The organism is Paenibacillus sp. FSL L8-0158, from assembly GCF_038592965.1.
GTDB lineage: Bacteria > Bacillota > Bacilli > Paenibacillales > Paenibacillaceae > Paenibacillus > Paenibacillus polymyxa_D.
Window position 1 is genome coordinate 3726257 of record NZ_CP151949.1, and the last position, 19099, is coordinate 3745355.

The 19099-nt window shown below is 44.2% G+C and carries 20 protein-coding genes; 4 read left to right on the plus strand and 16 right to left on the minus strand.

What is annotated here, in order from left to right:
- Positions 1 to 33: 33 nt before the first annotated feature.
- The 6 genes from NSQ68_RS16380 to NSQ68_RS16405 all read right to left on the minus strand — a co-directional run bounded on the left by NSQ68_RS16380 (position 34) and on the right by NSQ68_RS16405 (position 4627).
- Positions 34 to 249 carry a hypothetical protein gene (locus tag NSQ68_RS16380; protein ID WP_013311038.1) on the minus strand — a complete coding sequence of 72 codons (216 nt, stop codon included), beginning with the start codon at positions 247 to 249 and terminating at the stop codon, positions 34 to 36.
- Positions 250 to 436: 187 nt separating this feature from the next.
- Positions 437 to 1540 (minus strand): glycerol dehydrogenase, encoded by a 1104-nt coding sequence (locus NSQ68_RS16385; protein WP_342426545.1) that lies wholly within the window; start codon positions 1538 to 1540, stop codon positions 437 to 439.
- Positions 1541 to 1673: 133 nt separating this feature from the next.
- Positions 1674 to 2222 carry a GNAT family protein gene (locus NSQ68_RS16390; protein WP_342429125.1) on the minus strand — a complete coding sequence of 183 codons (549 nt, stop codon included), beginning with the start codon at positions 2220 to 2222 and terminating at the stop codon, positions 1674 to 1676.
- Between the two features lie 199 nt (positions 2223 to 2421).
- Positions 2422 to 3408, minus strand: coding sequence for a ketoacyl-ACP synthase III (locus tag NSQ68_RS16395; protein ID WP_342426546.1), 987 nt, complete (start codon positions 3406 to 3408; stop codon positions 2422 to 2424).
- A 31-nt stretch (positions 3409 to 3439) separates the two neighbouring features.
- Entirely contained in the window at positions 3440 to 3790 is a 351-nt protein-coding gene (locus NSQ68_RS16400) for a hypothetical protein (RefSeq protein ID WP_342426547.1), read from the minus strand.
- Between the two features lie 183 nt (positions 3791 to 3973).
- Entirely contained in the window at positions 3974 to 4627 is a 654-nt protein-coding gene (locus tag NSQ68_RS16405; RefSeq protein WP_342426548.1) for a cell wall hydrolase, read from the minus strand.
- Between the two features lie 457 nt (positions 4628 to 5084).
- Between NSQ68_RS16405 and NSQ68_RS16410 the strand changes: the two genes are divergently transcribed.
- Both NSQ68_RS16410 and NSQ68_RS16415 read left to right on the plus strand, forming a co-directional pair.
- Positions 5085 to 5750 carry a cupin domain-containing protein gene (locus NSQ68_RS16410; protein WP_342426549.1) on the plus strand — a complete coding sequence of 222 codons (666 nt, stop codon included), beginning with the start codon at positions 5085 to 5087 and terminating at the stop codon, positions 5748 to 5750.
- Positions 5751 to 5862: 112 nt separating this feature from the next.
- Entirely contained in the window at positions 5863 to 6093 is a 231-nt protein-coding gene (locus NSQ68_RS16415; protein ID WP_029517718.1) for a hypothetical protein, read from the plus strand.
- A 189-nt stretch (positions 6094 to 6282) separates the two neighbouring features.
- Here NSQ68_RS16415 and NSQ68_RS16420 read toward each other — a convergent pair whose 3' ends face one another.
- Positions 6283 to 6411, minus strand: coding sequence for a hypothetical protein (locus NSQ68_RS16420; RefSeq protein ID WP_013371969.1), 129 nt, complete (start codon positions 6409 to 6411; stop codon positions 6283 to 6285).
- Positions 6412 to 6579: 168 nt separating this feature from the next.
- Here NSQ68_RS16420 and NSQ68_RS16425 point away from each other — a divergent pair, with 168 nt between their 5' ends.
- Positions 6580 to 6846, plus strand: coding sequence for a DUF2642 domain-containing protein (locus NSQ68_RS16425; RefSeq protein ID WP_025719729.1), 267 nt, complete (start codon positions 6580 to 6582; stop codon positions 6844 to 6846).
- 71 nt (positions 6847 to 6917) lie between these two features.
- Here NSQ68_RS16425 and NSQ68_RS16430 read toward each other — a convergent pair whose 3' ends face one another.
- Together NSQ68_RS16430 and NSQ68_RS16435 are read right to left on the minus strand one after the other, a co-directional pair.
- The gene (locus tag NSQ68_RS16430) at positions 6918 to 8477 is read right to left on the minus strand and encodes a GH25 family lysozyme (protein ID WP_342426550.1); all 1560 of its coding nucleotides are present in this window, start codon (positions 8475 to 8477) and stop codon (positions 6918 to 6920) included.
- A gap of 239 nt (positions 8478 to 8716) precedes the next feature.
- Positions 8717 to 9742 (minus strand): putative sulfate exporter family transporter, encoded by a 1026-nt coding sequence (locus NSQ68_RS16435; RefSeq protein WP_342426551.1) that lies wholly within the window; start codon positions 9740 to 9742, stop codon positions 8717 to 8719.
- Positions 9743 to 9860: 118 nt separating this feature from the next.
- On the opposite strand from NSQ68_RS16435, the gene NSQ68_RS16440 reads away from it, so the two are divergent.
- Positions 9861 to 10748, plus strand: coding sequence for a LysR family transcriptional regulator (locus NSQ68_RS16440; RefSeq protein WP_307346778.1), 888 nt, complete (start codon positions 9861 to 9863; stop codon positions 10746 to 10748).
- Positions 10749 to 10812: 64 nt separating this feature from the next.
- On the opposite strand, the gene NSQ68_RS16445 is transcribed toward NSQ68_RS16440, so the two are convergent.
- The 7 genes from NSQ68_RS16445 to NSQ68_RS16475 all read right to left on the minus strand — a co-directional run bounded on the left by NSQ68_RS16445 (position 10813) and on the right by NSQ68_RS16475 (position 18983).
- Positions 10813 to 12390: a glycoside hydrolase family 43 protein gene (locus tag NSQ68_RS16445; protein WP_342426552.1), complete on the minus strand. Its 1578-nt coding sequence runs from the start codon at positions 12388 to 12390 to the stop codon at positions 10813 to 10815.
- Between the two features lie 16 nt (positions 12391 to 12406).
- Positions 12407 to 13363, minus strand: a complete 957-nt coding sequence (locus tag NSQ68_RS16450; RefSeq protein WP_342426553.1) for a pectinesterase family protein — start codon at positions 13361 to 13363, stop codon at positions 12407 to 12409.
- Positions 13364 to 13388: 25 nt separating this feature from the next.
- On the minus strand, positions 13389 to 14273 hold the full coding sequence (locus NSQ68_RS16455) for a prolyl oligopeptidase family serine peptidase (protein ID WP_342426554.1): 885 nt from the start codon (positions 14271 to 14273) through the stop codon (positions 13389 to 13391).
- Between the two features lie 23 nt (positions 14274 to 14296).
- Positions 14297 to 15658, minus strand: coding sequence for a glycoside hydrolase family 28 protein (locus tag NSQ68_RS16460; RefSeq protein WP_342426555.1), 1362 nt, complete (start codon positions 15656 to 15658; stop codon positions 14297 to 14299).
- A gap of 171 nt (positions 15659 to 15829) precedes the next feature.
- Entirely contained in the window at positions 15830 to 17350 is a 1521-nt protein-coding gene (locus NSQ68_RS16465) for an extracellular solute-binding protein (RefSeq protein ID WP_342426556.1), read from the minus strand.
- A 28-nt stretch (positions 17351 to 17378) separates the two neighbouring features.
- Entirely contained in the window at positions 17379 to 18002 is a 624-nt protein-coding gene (locus tag NSQ68_RS16470) for a DUF624 domain-containing protein (RefSeq protein ID WP_069289969.1), read from the minus strand.
- 21 nt (positions 18003 to 18023) lie between these two features.
- Positions 18024 to 18983, minus strand: a complete 960-nt coding sequence (locus NSQ68_RS16475) for a sugar ABC transporter permease (protein WP_023989418.1) — start codon at positions 18981 to 18983, stop codon at positions 18024 to 18026.
- Between the last annotated feature and the right edge of the window lie 116 nt (positions 18984 to 19099).

Consider the following 19099-nt stretch of genomic DNA (forward strand, 5'->3'; position numbering starts at 1 on the left):
AGCTTTTTTATACCAAAATCCAAATAAAATTCTCTAACTATTCCTGATAACCTCTTCTAGATCAATATCGGCATATGCCTCTTCTCCAAGATGTACGGATACAATGGTGTAAATCCGCTTGGACAGTCTAGACATCAGCCGATCACCCGGTGCTACAGAGTATTCTTCCCGATAATCTCCAATTTTGTGAAAACCGCTGGACATATGGATGTACAAGTTGCCCCTACGTGTTTTACCATGCACCAACATCAAATCTCCTCCTGCTGTGTAACCAACCTAATTTCCCTGTTACATGTATATCGGTCAGAACAAGATAGGATATAAGTCCCTGGTATCCTTCTTTCGTTTCACGTGTTAGTGCACGTACACGAAACGGGTCTGCCAGTGATGTGACAGACCCGTTTTTGCAAACCCATTTTCGTGATTTAGGAAGAAACTATTCTTGATAGGATTCTGCTATTGCATTCGCTGCAATGATTGCATTGTACACGTCAGCAGGACTAACCGGGAACGGCATGTTGACCATTGTATCATTCGATGCACAAGCAGCTTCAGCCACTTGGCGCCATTCAGCCTCAACAAATTCCTCTACACCCAAGTCACGAAGCGTCAATGGAAGACCTACATCCTTAACCAGTTTAATCACGGTTTCCAGTTCTTCTTTCGGTGCATTTTCCAGCACTAGCTGGGTTAACAAACCGAATGTGACTTTCTCACCATGCTGTGCTTTATGAAGCGAAGGAACAGCCGTCATACCATTATGAATGGCGTGTGCTGCTGCCAATCCACCTGATTCTGCACCAACACCGCTCAGATAAATGGTAGCTTCAATCGTATCCTCCACCGCACGAGTATATACTTTCCGATCCACAGCACGTTTGGCCTTCACAGCATTTTCCAGCAACGTATCATAACAAAGACGAGCAAGTCCCAGCCCTGTAGTGGAAGGCTTGTTCAGAACCAGGTTATCCCCATTGGCCTGATAGCAAGCACGAGCTTCAAAATAAGTGGCCAGTGCATCACCGATTCCAGCTGCAAAGAAACGTGCAGGCGCTGCTGCCAGAATGCCTGTATCCGCCAGTACAACGTCCGGATTCGTAGGCAGGAAAAGATATTCATCAAAAGAACCATCTTTTTTGTATATAACCGCAAGCGCGGTACAAGGAGCATCTGTAGAAGCAATCGTTGGGAAAATAACAACAGGCAGCTTTTCATAATAAGCCGTTGCCTTGGCGGTATCCAATGTTTTTCCCCCGCCAATCCCTACGATAATGTTCGAACCAAGTTTACGCACCAATTCGCGGTTACGATCAATTTCTTCTTTTGTACATTCATATTGGAATTTCTCGAAGACCACTTGGTTACCAGCTGCTTCAATTGAAGCGCCTGCCTCCTTTTGGGCCCTTTCAAGTATGAACTCATCGCAAATAACAAAGGCTTTATCGCCATAATCCTTAATATAGTCATTTAACGACGAGAGCAGATTTTGTCCAGAAATAAATTTCTTGGGTGAAGTGATGGACCTTACAACGTTTGCCATGTAAATTCCTCCTCAGCTTTGACTCATACTCAAATTAATAACCATTTGGGCATGTGACCCCTTAACTATAAACCTCTTTTTACATTATTAAAAGGCTTATTATGGAATATTTTATGAACAAATTGTGTATCTATTATACTAGAACAGTCGAGCTCCATTCAGAATACAGGATACCCATCATGATACGATCATAACTGTTGCCATCACGAAGAACAGCGGAACGAACTCTACCCTCAAGCTGGAACCCCGCCTTCTCATAAGTTCGGATCGCTTGTGTATTGTACTCAATCACATCCAAGCCGACCCGATTTAAATTGAGCTCATAAAACGCATAACGAAGAATGAGACCTACAGCTTCCGCCCCAAAGCCCTTGCCACGGTACTCCGTATTACCTATACCTATTGCCAGTTGTCCGCTGCGATTATTCCACTCAATCCCGTGGATAGCAACAAATCCGATCAAGACATCATCTGCCAATGTTCTTAATCGAAAATAGACCTCGTTAGATCTGGGAGATCCTTCTGACTCCATCTGTTTCAATGTGTAAGGAAGCGCTAAATCCGTATCTACATTTCGCAGATACTTCGCATCCTCACCCCATTTGAACATCACTTCGGCATCTTCTTCCCTGACTGCGGCAAGCTTTATTCGTTCTCCATAAAATAAATTTTCGATCTTAATGACCCTTCAGCTCCTATTATGAATTGTATGCCATGTTTTCTGTCATAATTGTCATGCTATCCGATGTCCGCATATAAGCTCTCCCTTATGAATTCAATGTTTAAATTTTACAAAATAATCAAACATAACACAACCAAATCATTACAATTGTCTTGTGTGATACACAAAAAGACCTTGCAGCTGCAAGGTCTTCGTATTCCTAGTATTTAAATAACATAGCAACCAGTTGATACCCAGCTCCAATCGTCCAGAACAGCACATAATCACCGCGCCGGATACGACCCGATTCAATACCTTCATATAAAGCAATGAACGGGCTACTGGTTCCTGTGTAACCATATCGATCACCCACATAAATCATTTGGGCATCCTCTAGTTTCAAGTGATCCTGAATCTTTAATACATTTGCCAACGAGAACTGAGACAGACAATAAGCCCGTACATCCTGAGGCGACAGTCCATTCTTTTTTAAAATGCGTTCAAGCAAATCAAATGTAGGAGGCAAGGCCATATTAGCATCGAACGGAAGCCACTGAATATATTTTCCGGGGGCGTTCCTTTGGAGTGTTGCCGCTAATCCCTGAGCCGGGTACAAAATTTTATCTATATTGACTGGGTCCGTAAAATACATAGAATCTATAAATCCGGTGTCTTCTTCTGTACGCTCCAAAATAGCCGCACATGCAGCATCTCCATAGTTCGCATAAGTAATCTCATCCTCCGGACCGGAAATGAGTGAATTATAATCCGAACCGATGATAAGCGCTGTCCGCACGTCAGGATTAGATAACATCGACCGACTGGCTTGATCAACAGTGACTGTCATCCCTGCACAATTCGCGTTGGAATCCATCACAGCCACATCATGTCTGGCCCCAATCGCATGGTGAACAAACAAGGCATTCATCGGAAACAGTGACTCAGGAACTTGAGTGGAAAACACGATCATATCCACGTCACGGCCTGTCATACCAGCCTGTTCCAGAGCTTTTTGCGCAGCCGCAATTCCCATTGTTAAACCGTTTTCGCTCGGGTCATCAATGATATAACGCTGTTTTCTACCCATATGCTCCATGAAGCGCCGAATATCTTTGCCCCGCTCGTCAAAATGGCGAACATAGTATTCGTTATCCAATGAATGGGACGGATGGTACACACCCAGTGCTTTTATTTTGATATGGCTCATCAGGCTTCCCCCTTACACATACGTCAGCGCATTATTGTACAACAATATCTACGTTGTTTAATCCTGCTTCGCGTGCTACTCGACCAAGCTGCATTTTAATAATGGTTTGTTGAAGGCTGATACCAAAGATTACTTTGGCAAACCCGGTTTCTTTATAACGTACAAATGAGCCCTTCAATTTTTCCACTTCTCCCGGACCCAAAAGTGCCATCTGGGTACAATCTACCTTGAGTGTAAAGCTGGACGCCTGAATGGATGAGGTTTTGGCTACATAATCTTTTACAAAGCTATCATACTCCTCCTGGCTAAACACTCCATTCACCGCCATATGTACCGTTTTCATGGCTTGATCTACTTTGATAGTGTAAGGATGTTGACTCATTTTAGAAAGACTCCTTTAATTTCATTTTTTGTCTATTAAGAGTATCGGAATAATAGGTAGGATTTTTAATATTAAATCAGATAAATCACCACTAAAATATTACAAATTTGTGAATGTAAAAAAACCGTCACTGCTCCTAAAGAAGCAACTGACGGCTGGAAATTTGCGTATTCTCATGTGAAATTAATTCGTAAACGTATGGCGACCGAGTGAGATGACAGCCGGGCGACTTTTACTCCATTTGGCTGTGGCAATGGCCGGGTTGTAATAAAACAAGGACCCATTGGTCGGATCAGCACCATTAAGTGCCTGTCTGGCTGCACGGTACGCAGTCTTGTTGGGTTTCAGGCGGTATTGTCCATCCTGTACAGCGGTGAATTGGCCAGGCTGCAAAATAACGTCCGGGATCGAGCTTGGAAACTCGCCGGACTGAACACGGTTTAATACGACAGCGCCGACAGCTACTTGACCTTCAAACGATTCTCCGCGCGCCTCAGAATAAATGATACGAGCCAGTTGATCCAGCGCGGTTACGCGCACCTCTCCGAAGGATTTCAGCTTGGCTTGTGTAGCCGCTCCAGCTACTCCATCAGGTGTCAGACCGTTATCCCGTTGAAAACGAGCCACCGCTTTACTGGTCAGAGAACCATAGTACCCAGTAAACCCGGCTTTGAAATAACCGAGCGAATGAAGCTGCTGTTGAAGCTCCAGCACCCGTACGCTTTGAACCCCTTTCTTCAAAGCTGACGATTGTGCTTGTGCTTGTCCTGGTGCGACTGACAATACAGTACCTAACATACATGCGCAGGACAGGATTAAAATAGATAATTTTTTCATATTCCAGACAACCTCCTCTTTCATGTTCTGTCCGGTGCAACCATTCCGGCCTGTACAACTCAGGGACGTTTATCCGATGATGTTTCTTATGACATAACTTATGCCTAGCTGCAGAAATGACGCGTGGCTACATACGGAATGGGACAATCATGCTTTCACACGTCCGTTGCAGTATACCACAAGCCGCATTTACGTATCATCCGGCTCTGGTCCTAAGACTACCCAAGCAAATAAAACGCCATCCCTAGAGGGATGACGTGTATTAAAAGCAATGGATCATGTTCTGGTCACACTTGAATACGTGACTTTTTTCGCTATTTTTCGCTTTAACTTGTCCGGGACCGGAGCCTGATTTCTATGAATTCAGATCACATTTCCACGCACACATATATGGGCGTATGCATAGGGTAGCGTACGATCCTCAAATTTCGAATAACAGAAAGGCAGGAAACGACGCGTGAATTCATATATGGATTACACCTCTCCTACTGTACAATTCACCTTTGATTTAAGCGATAATGTTTTGTTTCAGAAGGATGCTCAAAATTCGATCAACGAGCTGTCGATCCAGCAGCTGAATACATTGGCAAATGTATCGTTGCTGGATATTCGCCTTAGCACAGCTAATGTTGTGGAGCCTCACTATCACCAAAATGCCACAGAACTGGTCTACTGCATCTCTGGGGCCGTAACCGTGTCACTGATTAACCCCTTTACCCGCGAGTTACGACATTTTCCGATCACACCTGGCCAAGTGGCTAACGTTCCTCAGGGATGGTGGCATTATCTGGTCGCCACGATGGATAACACTCATTTGTTGACGATTTTTGATGCCCCGACCCCTGAATTCATACTGGGATCGGACATTTTGCGCCTAACGCCAAATAACATTCTGGCTCATACTTACTGCCTGGATGAGAATAAGGTTCAGGAAGCGCTCGCCCCTATTAAAAAACCTGTCATCATCGGTCCTCCCAATGACTGCAAACAGCAGCCCCCCCGAAAACCAGGGATACATGTAAGGCTTGCTGATGCTTCATCACACCATCAGGTCGTCCCCCAAAGAGATTACGCCTATACTAACGGATATCCTGGCTTCTCTTTTAATCCCTATCAAGAATAGGCTAACTCTAGTCAGGTCTTAAGTTGGAGGGAATACCTTTTCCCTGTATGTTCGCCGTTACCATAAGACCGTCCCTCTCATAAAATGCCAATGTATAAGAGGGGGTGATGGAATGGACGCTTATTACAACTGTTTGAACTGCATGAATAAAAAAGTGCGTATTCTCACCATGGACGGAAAACAGTACGAAGGAACCATTATGGATGTGGATCGTAATAATGTGTACTTAAAAACAGAACGGAACGGACGTGTACAAACGTCTGCCTTTTATCCTGGCTACGGGTATGGGAATCAAATCTTAACTTTGAGCCTGTTTACCCTGCTGGCGATTGCGTTAATTTAATCCCTGACCCATTGTCCGTTCCTGTCTATAGATGCCAATGTACCTCAAATGACAGCTGTCCAGCCCGGCACCATTTGTGTAGGGCTTGTACGCTGTTATTTGAGGTGTTTTATCATATGTTCCATCCTCTAAAACACTTAACCCCCCATCAGTTATATACCGATGGGGGGTTAAGCTATTCATTTTAAATTAAACCCATAAAGACTTAGTAATGATAACGAGCAGAATGAACAGTACCAGAATAGCTCCTGTCGATGTCCAAACTCCTGGGTAGCCTCCTACTGAACCGCCGCCACAACCTCTTTCACATTCACTCATGGTCATTGCCTCCTTCAATTCAAGGTACAACATAGCTTATGTATTGAGCTTTCCTATGGACCGGGCTTTTTGGCATTGTTATGAATGTTTTCGCTGATGGGCATTAGCCTACACCTTTCCTAGGCAGGAGCATAGGATAACACAACTAATCTTGAAGGAGTGAAGCAATTGAATTCAAATCAAATGCTCAATTACAACGTTAATCAACCTTTTCCTCACCATCCTACCTCTCACCACGTCGTGGTGCACCCTGTAGATCCATACGTCGTAGAAACATTAAAATCGGTGATCGGCAAGTACGTTGTACTTGAGACCACTCGTGGCAGAATTGATGGATGCGTAGTCGATTGTAAGCCCGACCATGTCATTTTAGATGTATATGGGAAAAAATTCTTTGTTCGAATCAGCGAAATCGTATGGATCATGCCCAACTAAACAAATCAGACATTAAAAATCCTCGCAGATCCTGTTCCGGATTCGCGAGGATTGATCATGATATGATTATGCTAATCGAGCTCTCCTCCAAGTGAAGCCCGGAGTTCATCTATCGTTCCGTTGTATTCATCCAAATCCACTTGGCCTCGAATACCCGGAACACTGCCTGTGCTACTGTACTGCCAAGCCCACCAGTTATTCCAAGCTGGAACCGCGGTCGGCTTTTGCGTAGTGCTGTATCGGGCTACCCACAGTTTATACATAGAAAATGTAGGATCAAACTTGGAAGCAAAGACATTACCCGTGTATACGATCGGCTGACGTCCGGTAAGCCTCTCCATTTCATCCAAAAAGGCATGAGCCACTTCGTTAATTTGTGCAGGTGTAAGACCTTTGGGGTTATTTTCATAGTCCATCACAGGGGGCAGATCCAGTCTGCCTCCTGCTGAATCTAGAGCCCTAGCAAAGTTAGCAGCTTCCTGACGAGCTCCATCCGCGGTAGTTGCGTTCAAAAAGTGGTAAGCGCCAACCAAGATGTTAGCCTCTCTGGCACCCTGCACATTTATCAAAAATTGATTATCTTGATATTTTGTGCCCTCTGTAGCTTTAATAAAAGCAAATGTTTTACCTGCCGCTGCCACTTGCTGCCAATCAATATTGCCATTATAGTGTGAGACGTCAATCCCTTGCGCATGTCCATCGGAAGAAATCACAGGTGCAACAGGTATGGTAGGTGTAGTAGGTATAACGTTCTCGGTAGTTGATGACTCCTCCGTTTCCTGATCCAATGCTATAACAACCTTACCATCATCTGCATCGAGTACATGAAAAGGTGTGCTGTTATTAAGATCAACCACAATACGTACCGATGCGGGAGTTGTACTAAACATGGAATATCTTACTTGGGAAACATCTGGATCTTCTGTGACTGGAAAACTTCCTTGTCCACTATTGTCAAATGATTGCGATGCTAGAAATTCCTCAGCAAACTTTGTATCCGGTATGTCTACAACAATACGGTCTGCATGAGTTAACGTAGTTACTTTGGGGGTTACTTTTCCATTAACAGCTATAGTCAATTGGTGATTAGCGAAGCTAATTTGGTTTATAGCCGTACGCGCACTCTCTTTAGGATTACTTACAGCTGGAATAGCAGAATGATCATGTGTGGACTCGCTATTGCCGCTTGAAGTAGGCGGAGTCGTCAGGAACACGGTTTTAAGCTCATTGTTCCAGGCCACATCGATCCCTGTCTGTTCGGATACAAAGCGAAGCGGAACATAAGTCGTCCCCTCTCTAAGCAAAGGAGCTACAGCCAATCCCATTTGATGATCATTAACAGAGGCCATGGGATTGTTGACCTGAAGACTGAGGTTAAGATTTTGCTTATGTATAGTTATGGTCCCTGTCTTGGACTCCCAATTCACGCTATAACCCAATTCCTCTACAATGAGACGGAGTGGAACCAGTATATTTCCCTTTACTTCTTGAATCTGAACACCTTTGCCAACACTTATATCTTTACCGTCTAACTGAAGATGTGAACTCGAAGAGGCAGCGTGACTCTCTCTTGGAAATGCTAGTAGAAACAGAAACAAAAACAAAAAAGCAAATAAACAAATTTTCTTCATTATGTACCCTACCATTCTCTATATTTTCGCTTATGAAATTCTTGCACTCTATGATTCTCAGGACCTCCATTTTGATAGACGCGAATCATATGTAAAAAGTTACGATTGATTCAGTACATATTTCAGTCTTATCATACAAAAGTACTAAAGAACTCTGCCAGCTATACAGCAAGCAGAGCTTTTTCCAGTTTTATTAATCTAGTTTACTAGCAATCTTATCACAAAAAAACACTTCATGTTCACACTGTTATAAATGTTAAACCTATAAGAATGATCGAGGTAACAGACAGTACCAGTAAGGGAAGCATTGCTTTCTCCCGCAAAGCCTTAAAGCTCACATTCAGCCCCATGCCTACCATAGCCATCGTTAACATAAAGGTGGTAACTTGAGAAATTCCGTTCGTCAGACTAGATGGAACTACAATATATTTTCCAAAAACATAGCTACCCACAACACTTGTAGCCATAAAGCCGATGAGGAACCAGGGAAACTCCACTTTAGCGTCAATACGAATTTTTCCGGTTCGTTTCATCCAATACATTAAAGCAAAGCTGAGCGGTATGAGTAAGAAAACACGCCCCAGTTTGGCTAATAAGCCCATTGCAAGAGCATCCTGTCCGGCAGGTGCTGCAGCTAAGGCGACATGTGCAATTTCATGTAAACTGATGCCCGACCAGATTCCATATTGCATATCCGTCAAAGGAAGCCAGGGGCGAAGCACAGTAAACAATATGGCAAATATCGTACCAACCAAGGCAATGAGTCCTACTCCTATGGCTGTATCCTCATCTTTGGATTTTAACAAGGGAGAAACCGCTGCAATCGCTGCTGCACCGCAAACTCCTGTTCCAATACCAAGAAGAAGCGAAAGCGAAGCATCTGCCTTGAAACGTTTTGCCAGCCAAACCGTAAAAAAGATGGAGAATACAACGGTGCCCACATCACGCAAAAGTAAACCTAGTCCATGATGAATGACAACATCCATATTCAGCTTCAGCCCAAATAGCACAATCGCTCCACGTAGTATTTTCTTTGCTGAAAACTCAACCCCTGAGCGCACAGCTTCAGGGTATCCCCACAACTGTCGGCACAGAATAGCGAGAAACATGGCACAAGCCAATGGACCTACATAATGAAAGCCTGGCAATTCGTTCAGACCGTAGCCTGCCAAAGCAAATAACATCGTGAGGATAATGCCAAATATACGCTGGAATAATCGCCCTCTGTTCGAAAATAATTTGGTATGTTGTGTATGACTGTTCATGGTGAACCCCTCCAATTCTACATGCATCCAGCTTAATATGTTTTTTGTCATAAGAAAAATAAATCATTATAATAATGATAATAAGTAAATAGATATGATGAATTTGGAGGAATGGGCTTTGGACCAATCTTTAATCGTATTTGTTAGGGTCGCGGAGAAACAAAACTTCACACGAGCTGCCGAGGTATTACACATGACCCAACCTGCGGTAAGTCAATATATTCAAATGCTGGAACGTAGCGTAGGAACCCGCCTCCTGGAGCGTAGTAATAAATATGTGCGCTTAACCAAAGCAGGTGAAATTGTGTATCATCATGCCCAGGAGATTATCCGACTCCATACACGTATGCAGTACTTGGTGGATGAGCTAATGCATACGGCAAAGGGTAACCTGTCTATTGGTGCAAGCTACACGTATGGCGAATATGTGCTGCCGCATGTGATTGCGCAAATGAGAATCCAGTATCCACTCATTCAGCCCTCCATTACCATCGGCAATACATTGGAAATTGAAAAGCTCGTGATCCATAATCAATTGGATGTGGGAATTATCGAAGGAGAATTTCAGCATGACCATCTACACATTGAATCATTTGCTGATGATAGAATGTATATCGTCGTTCCGCAAAATCATCGTTTGGCTGGTAAATCTCAAGTGGATATAAATGAGCTGCATGAGGACATCTGGATTCTGCGGGAAGAAGGCTCTGGAACCCGGGAGGCGGCTGAAAAGATGTTTGCACAGCTTCGATTTTATCCTTCTCATATGATGAATTTTGGCAGTATACAGATCATCAAAGAGTCTGTAGAAGCAGGCTTGGGGATTTCTTTGCTGTCCCAATGGGTGATTCAAAAGGAACTTGCTTTGGGAACATTAGAAGTATTGGATATTCTCGATCTCCCCTTCATTCGGAAATTTTCTTTTCTGACCCCTTCTGCGGTATTTGAAACGAAAGCATGCACCGCCTTTTTGGAGATTTTGCGAAGTTATAATGTGAAAAGGTAAAGTGCAGAACCAACGAAAAAAGCACCCATCAAGGTGCTTTCAGCATTCATCATTATAATATTTTTTATGAGGAAAGATGATCCATACCATGATATAAGAAATGGGAAAAATCAGCGTAGCTTCCTTGGAACTGTTGCATATCATGAGCAGCAATACCTACAAAATTTCCTGTAAAACCACCGGATAAAAAGCTGATATCCTGCGTTTCAAAAAGCCGCTTCCAAGCAGGTTTATCTCCGACTCCATAATAAAATTGCCCGTGGGATGCATGGACTTCCACAGCTAAATGTATAGGAAGATCGTCCTGTAGCGTAATCGCTTGGGGAACTAAGGTAAATGTATTGGCTTCACATCGCATCATGCGCAGTATCTTCCCTTGTCCCTCTTCATAGCTAACATACGCGTACAAATAATCCTCTTCATTGAGATACAGCAAAAGTCCCGCCATTTGCAAATAGCTGGCTGGCTGATACTCCAGTGCTGTTTCTACCCGGAAATGATGATCCGTTTGCCGAATGGCAAGCACGTGATGCTGGAACAGACTTTGTATGGATTCCCCAGCGTGGATTCGAAGGTAGCCCGGGCGCTGACTTAATGAACACCAGCTCTCGTTCGCCAGGATACGCAATGTGTTCCACGTTTTATCTAATATGGTTCCCTCGAAAAAATCCTCGAAAATATTACTCTTTTGCTCTTGCTTAACCGAAATTGTCCCTTGAGGTGCAGGCACCTCCAATTGAGGCGTATGGCCCCCCGCGGTTAATCGCAGCCAGCCTTCATCATTCCAGTATACTTGCTGCAAGGCTGTTTCCCGTCCTAAAATGGCATATTTCCCCTCTACCGGACGTGTGCATAAATGAGCCATGTACCATTCGCCGTCCGGTGTTTGTACAAGACTGCCATGTCCTGCACATTGTAACGGGAAATCCAGTCGATCACGTGATGTAAGCATCGGGTTGTGCGGGTCCACTTCATATGGTCCGAATATCTGCTTCGAGCGTGCTACGGTAACGGCATGCCCCGTACCCGTTCCGCCTTCCGCTGTAACAAGATAGTAATAACCGTTTTGCTTGTAGATGTGAGGCGCTTCTGTTTTCTTCAAAGGAGTACAATCAAAGATTTTAACAGGATCGCCAATAAGCTGTTGTTGCTTGCTATCATACTCCTGCATGACTATGCCGGAAGATTTATTGCTTTCCAACATGCGGTAATCCCACAATGCGTTCAACAGCCATTTGCGTCCGTCATCATCATGAAATAAAGACGGATCAAATCCACTACTGTTAAGATAGACGGGTTCCGACCAAGGCCCTTGGATCGTAGGCGCCGTCATCACAAAATTATGAACATCCTTGAACGGACGTTTGGTGCTTTTCACATCCGTATAGAGCAGATAAAAAAGGTCATCCGCATAGCTAAGCTGCGGTGCCCAAATGCTGCAATTTTTAGGATTACCTCTTAAGTCAACCTGATCGGTCAATATATCTGTGCAGTGCTCCCAATGGGCCAAATCTTTGGACTGGTATACCCTTACTCCAGGCAACCACTCAAACGATGACACCACAATATAGTAAGTATCCAGGGCTCGTGTAATACACGGATCGGGATTAAAGCCTTTTAATATGGGATTTTGAATCATCATGAGGCCTCACTTCTCCTTACTTCCAAAATGTGACTTCAGCAAAAACCTGCTCCTTGCTCCATACTTTTGTTCCCAATTCAAAACAATCTGCCCACGGAACACGCTGCTTACGTAACGTAGCCACTTTGTCGAATTCACCGTATTCCTGATAACAGACCGTTTTCTCGTTCGCGACATTGTCCCAATTGTCCCAGCCACGTGAGTCAATATGAGCGCCCATTTTACAATCGACAAATACGGTCTTGGCATATTCCCGCCACGGACGCCCCAAAAAAACCGGGGTAATATCAGGCTCTGCAGTTAGGTAGCATTGGTTGAATACATAGCCATACGCTTGTCCTTGCGGCGTAGAGGCGGCTGTAACGTAGCTCGTTTGGTTCTCATGATGGCGCAAACTGCGAATTTCGCAATCTTCAAAATAAGCGGTAGCCCCACCAAAAATAAAGTCCACCGTACCCTCTATATAACAATGCTGATAGAGCTGCCGATAGTGTCTATGGTGCTCCTTCAAATGGATTCCACCAAACTGGAGTCGTTCTTTCGGTGCAGGAGGTAGAGGACCTGTAAATAAAGTATCTTGGTGCCCTTTAAAGGTACAGTTTCTAAAGACCGTTTCATCGCAATGAGCGTATACCGCAACGGCCTGCCCAATGGCTTCTCCCTGTCCTGCTGTGTTGGAAATCGTAAGATTTTCCAAGATCAAATGGCTACCGCCTAAAAATAAAGTGGGTGTCGCAAAGGTCCCGATTTCCTCACCCGCTTCATCCCGCTCCTTGGCATACCGATTCATTCGAATCTCTACCTGCCCGATGCCTATAATATGAAGATATGAACGGTAAATTCGTACCTCTTCCTCATAAGTACCTGATAAAATAGTTAACGTTTCCATTTCATTGGAAGCCGACTGCTCCAATACAGCAATCGCCTCCTGAATCGTATGGAAATCACAAAAGGATTCTTTTCCAACTAGCATGGTTACTCCGATCCCTTCATTTGATTTACAGGTGTTCAGCTAAAAATAACTGCCATGCCGTTCGCATTTCCAGCGTCTCCATATGTCCACCGCCTGCAATCACAGACTGCCAATGCTCTGGGTGGCCTGCCTCCTGGTAAGCTTCCAGCAACCCTTTTGCCAAATGCTCGACTCCTTCAATAGGACACATCCGGTCATTTTGACCTGTTATACTCATCCGTGGACGAGGTACGATCCGCTTTTGAATATCCAGGGTGGTAAAATGCTTCAACAAGCCGGGGACATAGGAATAAAAGCCATGATGGTCCAATCCCCTTTTAGCGATTAGCGTATGGGCATCTACCTGTCCACAAATATCAACCGTAACCTGTATCCGTTCATCTAACGCAGCCATCCACCATGCCATGAGTCCGCCCATCGACATACCGATTGTTGCGATACGGGAGGCATCAATGTCTTCACGCTGGCACATATAATCCACCAAACGACGGTTATCATACAGCATCATGCCCCACAGCACTTGGCCCTGCCAGAGCATTTCCTTTACCAGCTCGCTCTCGGTTTTGCCCCCACGTTCATTGAAGCCCCACATGTCAATGCAGCATACGCAGTACCCCATGTCTGTCAGGGTGGTAGCAAACGAGGGCTGCTGCAAATAAGAGCTGCTATGGAGCAGTTCCTTGCGTCCGTTCGTATAATTGCCTCCATGTGAATGGTTAAAAACGACCAATGGGAACGGACCGTTCCCTTGTAAGGGTGTAGCTACATAAGCGGGTACAGACTCGATCCCGTTCAAGTCGAGCAGGAGACACTCCAATCGATATCCCTCACGCTCTTCTTGATTCAGCAGAGTTGCCGTTATAGGGCGATCTGCCGGAAGGTCTCCCAACAATGCTTGTAACTTATCCACGTTGTACCTCCTTTCATGTCCTCCTAATTCATCCTATTTTGTTCAGAAGGTTGTATCGTTACTTGTTCTATCAGCTTTTCGGGCTGAGCTGTATTCTTCGAATGGCAACGATTGATTTCAACGTCTTCCCCATTCTCAATATAAAAGGCAGGACCTTCATGATTCTCAATCGTCACCTGTTGAAAACGAATATCCCTCACGTTACCTAGATAAAAACCACGGTTGTTCATATCTTCGATCCCTGTCATCATGGCCGGACGACCGGGAATTGCATTTTTAGCCATAGAAATATCAATATTGGAAAATGTAATTTCAGCAATATATTGTTCTGCGAGTCCGTATAAGAATCCAGCAGCCGCATGAACCTGTCGTGCTGTAATATCAGAAAAATGGATTCGTCTAAAGCATGGGGTTTCATCAGTAATCGGATAGGGATTTTTGTCCCACACATATTTGTCTTTGCCCCGAGGGCCGCAGAAATAATAAAGGTTTAGAATAAATGGACAAATGACATCTTCCATCACAATGTTGCTGACGCGAATATCCTCGATGGTTCCGCCACGTCCTCGTCTGGATTTCAGACGTATGCCCCGATCCGTTTGCTTGAACACGCAATTGCTGATCGTAACATTACGAATATCACCACTCATTTCGCTTCCCAGTACGACTGCGCCATGTCCATGCACCATCGTACAGTTGGTAATCGTAATATTTTCACATGGAATTCGCTCTTGTGTATCTTCGGTTCCCGCTTTGATCGCAATACAATCATCGCCCACATCTATATTGCAGTTGCTAATACGAACATTGGAACAGGATTCAGGATTAATGCCATCCGTATTGGGGGAGTCCGCCGGGTTAAGAATGGACAAATTATCAATCGTAACGTTATAGCAAGCGATGGGGTTTACAGTCCAACTGGGGGAATTTTTTAACATAACATCTTTAATGGTAACCCGCTGACAACGGTCAAAGCTGATTAATTTGGGTCTCGGATACTGTAACTCCTCTGGATGATTCCGGTGCTTTTCCCACCACGGCTGACCATTTCCATCCAACGTTCCGCTACCTGTAACTGAAATATTCTCAAGGTTCTGCCCATAAATGCATGACGCATGCACTTCTCGCTGAACGCCTTCCCATCTGGATTCTACTACAGGGTAATCAGCCAGTTCCGTACTGAAGGACAGAATTGCGCCAGGACTTACATGTAGTTCAATGTTATTTTTCAGAAAGATAGCACCTGTCAGATACATCCCAGACGGAACTACAACGGTTCCTCCTCCAGCATTGCTGGCCGCTTCAATGGCAGCCGCAATCGCTCCTGTAGCCAACGTCGTGCCATCCTGAACTGCTCCATAATCTACAATGTTATACAATTGCATTTCGTTCTCTCCTGTCTTTTTTTTGTGAATACGAAAATGATTTATAGACTGGGCTTGAAAATACACTGGAAAACGGAATAGGCGGAATGGTGCTGGACAAGTGTCAGCGATGGTAAGCACCATCCGCCTGCGTAGTGGCAATTCATGTACACTAATGTTCAACCTATATCTTTATTTTTTCGTTTTCTTATACGCTTCCTCATACTCAGCAGTAATCCGTGATCCACCGGAGTTTTTCCAGTTTTCTACGGCTACTTTAAATCCGGCTTCGTCAAGCTCACCCATAATAAATTTGAAGGAGGCGTCGGTAATGATTTTCTCCAGTTCTGTTCCTTGCTCATTAGCGGTGACTGAATCCAGTGGCACGGTCGGGTCCAGAACAGCAAATTCATTATTTTCTCGGACTAATTCATTAGCCAGTTCCTTTTCTGGATTGGCATCTTTTAAGTTATAAGTCACTTCACTTGGTCTGGAGCTTGAAAACGGCTGAACATCTGCTTGCCACAAATCTGTATTCGTAATTTTGAAAGCTCCATCTTTTTCGATCTTATAATGAGTGCCTTCAATACCACCGGTCATATACATATATACATCTTTGTCAATTAAATCATCTACAAATTGCAGCAGTCTCTTCAACTCAGCTTCCGTCTTAACTTCTGATTTCGGAAATGCCAGCAAACCTCCTACCCCGCTTCCCTCAGACCATACGTGGTATTTGCCATCTCCATTCGAAATCTTGTTAACCGGAACCAGCTTCAGCCCCTTTTGTAAGCCTTGGGACAAGGTTCTGAGATTAGAGATATCGATCATGCCTGTATAAATACCTGCTTTACCTTGTGCAAATTGTTGCTGCTGGTCCGTTTTAGCGGTTACAGCAAAGTCTTTAGAGAGATATCCGTTTTTGTATAACTTATTCGAATACTTTAAGGTCTCCATATATTGAGGAGTATCAAATTCCGGCGTAAACTTTCCGCTTTCATCTACTTTCCAGCCATTAGGTGTGCCAAAGTAGGAACTTAAAGTTTTGAAGCTGCTGTAGCGCAGATCCGATCTGTCAACAAACCCTGTCGTATCCTTTTTTCCATTCCCATCCGGATCATCTTCTGTAAACGCTCTCGCAACTTCATACAACTCATCCAGTGTCGTCGGCACCTTCAATCCTAAGCGATCCAGCCAATCCTGACGAATGACCAGACCCGCCCGAGCCAGATTCTTCTGGAACGGAACGCCATACAGTACCCCTTCAATGGATGCGGCTTCTCGCACTTCAGGCGGAATCTTCTTCAAGTTTTCATAATCATCCAAATACTTTCCTACATCCCAGAATAGCCCTGATTTCAATGAACTTCGTACTGAAGAATTTGTCATCATCGTCAGCGTCACCATATCAGCCAATTCACCAGATGCCAGCGCGGTAGTGATTCTCTCTTCTTTGGAAGCATCAGGCACCCAGTTGAACGTAATTTTGGAATTCGTGTATTCTTCAATTTTACTTTTAATCGTTTCTGTAGGCGGAGAAGCTGTATGCAATACGTTTAACCAGGTAAATTCCAGTTTGGATTTCGGATCATAGGTTTGGCCGCTTTGATCCTCAGCTCCCTTGTCGCCGCAAGCAGCTAAAAAAACACTCATGACCATTAGTACAGCAAGAAGGCCTGATACTCCCTTTTTCGTCGTGATTCCCTTTTTCATCGTGTTTGCTCCTTTTCTGTTTGTATATTCATGCCATATCTTCCTCTTTCACCAGAACCTCTCGCTCTATTTTGCTGAATACCTGATGCGTCATCCACATCACGAGATAGCCCATAATACTTGCTCCGGCAAAAGTCAGAATTCCTGGGTACAAGCCTAGAATCAATGCAAATAGCACGACAATGGCTACAAAAAGAACAAGCGTGTATTGTAAATACGAAAATCCAATCACGATCGACATCTTGACCTTCAGTCTGATGCCTTTCCAATCATAGTGAGCCAACAGCGGGAAAATGTAGGCCAAAGAGATAAGATACAAAAAGGCTCCAATAAGCGTCACCACACGAACATACCAGGACGAGACGTTGACGATATCCACATAGAGCACGTAACCCACAAGGCTGTAAAGCCCCCCAATGATGGCTGCTTCTTTAAAGCTCTCTCTAAAGTAACGTACAAACGTCGAGAAGATGGCGACTTCCTCATTGCCCCGAATCCACTGCCTTAAAATACTAAGCATAGCGACGGTTGCAGGCCCTACACCTATAAAACCCAAACCCAGAATTGTCGCAATCGTCCAAAGCAAGTTAAGGTAGACCAGGCGCAGCAGACGCATGCACCACTTGTTCATGTTTTCTACAAACCGTACCATTTTGCATCCTTCCCGTCGTCATTAGTAAACGCCGTCTTCACCAAATTTCTTGGCCAGTCGATTGGAGCCCATAATCAGGATTAAACCTACCACACCTTTAAAAAGTCCTACCGTTGTACTAAAACTTAATTGTCCATTCTTTAAGCCCGCAGTATAAATGTAGGTGTCAAAGATTTCGGCAACTTCGCGGTTTAAGGAGTTCAATAGCAGATACATATGCTCAAAGCCCAAATCCAACGTGCTACCGATCTTCAAAATTAACAATGTAATAATGACTGGGCGGATCGCAGGCAAGGTAACGTGCCATGTTTTTCTCAGGCGTCCAGCTCCGTCCATCTCTGCTGCCTCATACAATTGCGTATCTACCACTGTAATCGCAGATAGATAAATGATGGTAGACCAGCCGAGCTCCTTCCAAATCACTTGCCCGATGTAGACTGTTCGCAGCCATTGCGGAGAAGTTAAGAAGCTGATCTTCTCACCGCCCAGCGCGGCAATCATTTCATTCAGCACCCCACCGTCTACGGTTAGGAATACATAAGAAATCGAAACAATGATAACCCATGACATAAAGTGCGGGATGTAGATAATGGTTTGAATAATGTTCTTAAAAAACATCTTCCTAACCTCGTTCAGCATAAGTGCCAAAATAATGGGCAATGGAAAAAAGATTACAATGTTCAGCGCAAACAAAACCAGCGTATTACGAAGCAGCATAAAAAACGTAGGCTCGGTAAACAAACGGATAAAATGCTTCATGCCTACCCATGGACTGCCTGTGATTCCCTGAAAAGCTTGATAATCCTGAAATGCAATCACCAATCCCCCCATAGGAAAGTACTTAAAAATAATGAAGTACACCAGTCCAGGTAAAACCATTAGATAGAGCAACTTGTGTTTCTGCATTCGTAAAAGGCTTTCCGTCGTTCTTTTGTTCTTTTTCATTTTCATGTTTGGTGCGGGGACACTTGAAACTTTCATTAGTTCGACCTCCTTCAAACGTTCCTGTATACGTTTTCAAGAGTACGCGGTTTTCGGCATTCCGCATATAATCACCAAATGATAGCGTTTACAAAATTGGGTGTGCTGCCTACTTT

Excerpts from the sequence above, each read along its gene's own strand:
- NSQ68_RS16380 (WP_013311038.1), bottom strand. The coding sequence starts at position 249 with ATGTTGGTGCATGGTAAAACACGTAGGGGCAACTTGTACATCCATATG.
- NSQ68_RS16385 (WP_342426545.1), bottom strand. The coding sequence starts at position 1,540 with ATGGCAAACGTTGTAAGGTCCATCACTTCACCCAAGAAATTTATTTCT.
- NSQ68_RS16395 (WP_342426546.1), bottom strand. The coding sequence starts at position 3,408 with ATGAGCCATATCAAAATAAAAGCACTGGGTGTGTACCATCCGTCCCAT.
- NSQ68_RS16400 (WP_342426547.1), bottom strand. The coding sequence starts at position 3,790 with ATGAGTCAACATCCTTACACTATCAAAGTAGATCAAGCCATGAAAACG.
- NSQ68_RS16405 (WP_342426548.1), bottom strand. The coding sequence starts at position 4,627 with ATGAAAAAATTATCTATTTTAATCCTGTCCTGCGCATGTATGTTAGGT.
- NSQ68_RS16415 (WP_029517718.1), top strand. The coding sequence starts at position 5,863 with ATGGACGCTTATTACAACTGTTTGAACTGCATGAATAAAAAAGTGCGT.
- NSQ68_RS16420 (WP_013371969.1), bottom strand. The coding sequence starts at position 6,411 with ATGAGTGAATGTGAAAGAGGTTGTGGCGGCGGTTCAGTAGGAGGCTAC.
- NSQ68_RS16430 (WP_342426550.1), bottom strand. The coding sequence starts at position 8,477 with ATGAAGAAAATTTGTTTATTTGCTTTTTTGTTTTTGTTTCTGTTTCTA.
- NSQ68_RS16435 (WP_342426551.1), bottom strand. The coding sequence starts at position 9,742 with ATGAACAGTCATACACAACATACCAAATTATTTTCGAACAGAGGGCGA.
- NSQ68_RS16445 (WP_342426552.1), bottom strand. The coding sequence starts at position 12,390 with ATGATGATTCAAAATCCCATATTAAAAGGCTTTAATCCCGATCCGTGT.
- NSQ68_RS16450 (WP_342426553.1), bottom strand. The coding sequence starts at position 13,363 with ATGCTAGTTGGAAAAGAATCCTTTTGTGATTTCCATACGATTCAGGAG.
- NSQ68_RS16460 (WP_342426555.1), bottom strand. The coding sequence starts at position 15,658 with ATGCAATTGTATAACATTGTAGATTATGGAGCAGTTCAGGATGGCACG.
- NSQ68_RS16465 (WP_342426556.1), bottom strand. The coding sequence starts at position 17,350 with ATGAAAAAGGGAATCACGACGAAAAAGGGAGTATCAGGCCTTCTTGCT.
- NSQ68_RS16470 (WP_069289969.1), bottom strand. The coding sequence starts at position 18,002 with ATGGTACGGTTTGTAGAAAACATGAACAAGTGGTGCATGCGTCTGCTG.
- NSQ68_RS16475 (WP_023989418.1), bottom strand. The coding sequence starts at position 18,983 with ATGAAAGTTTCAAGTGTCCCCGCACCAAACATGAAAATGAAAAAGAAC.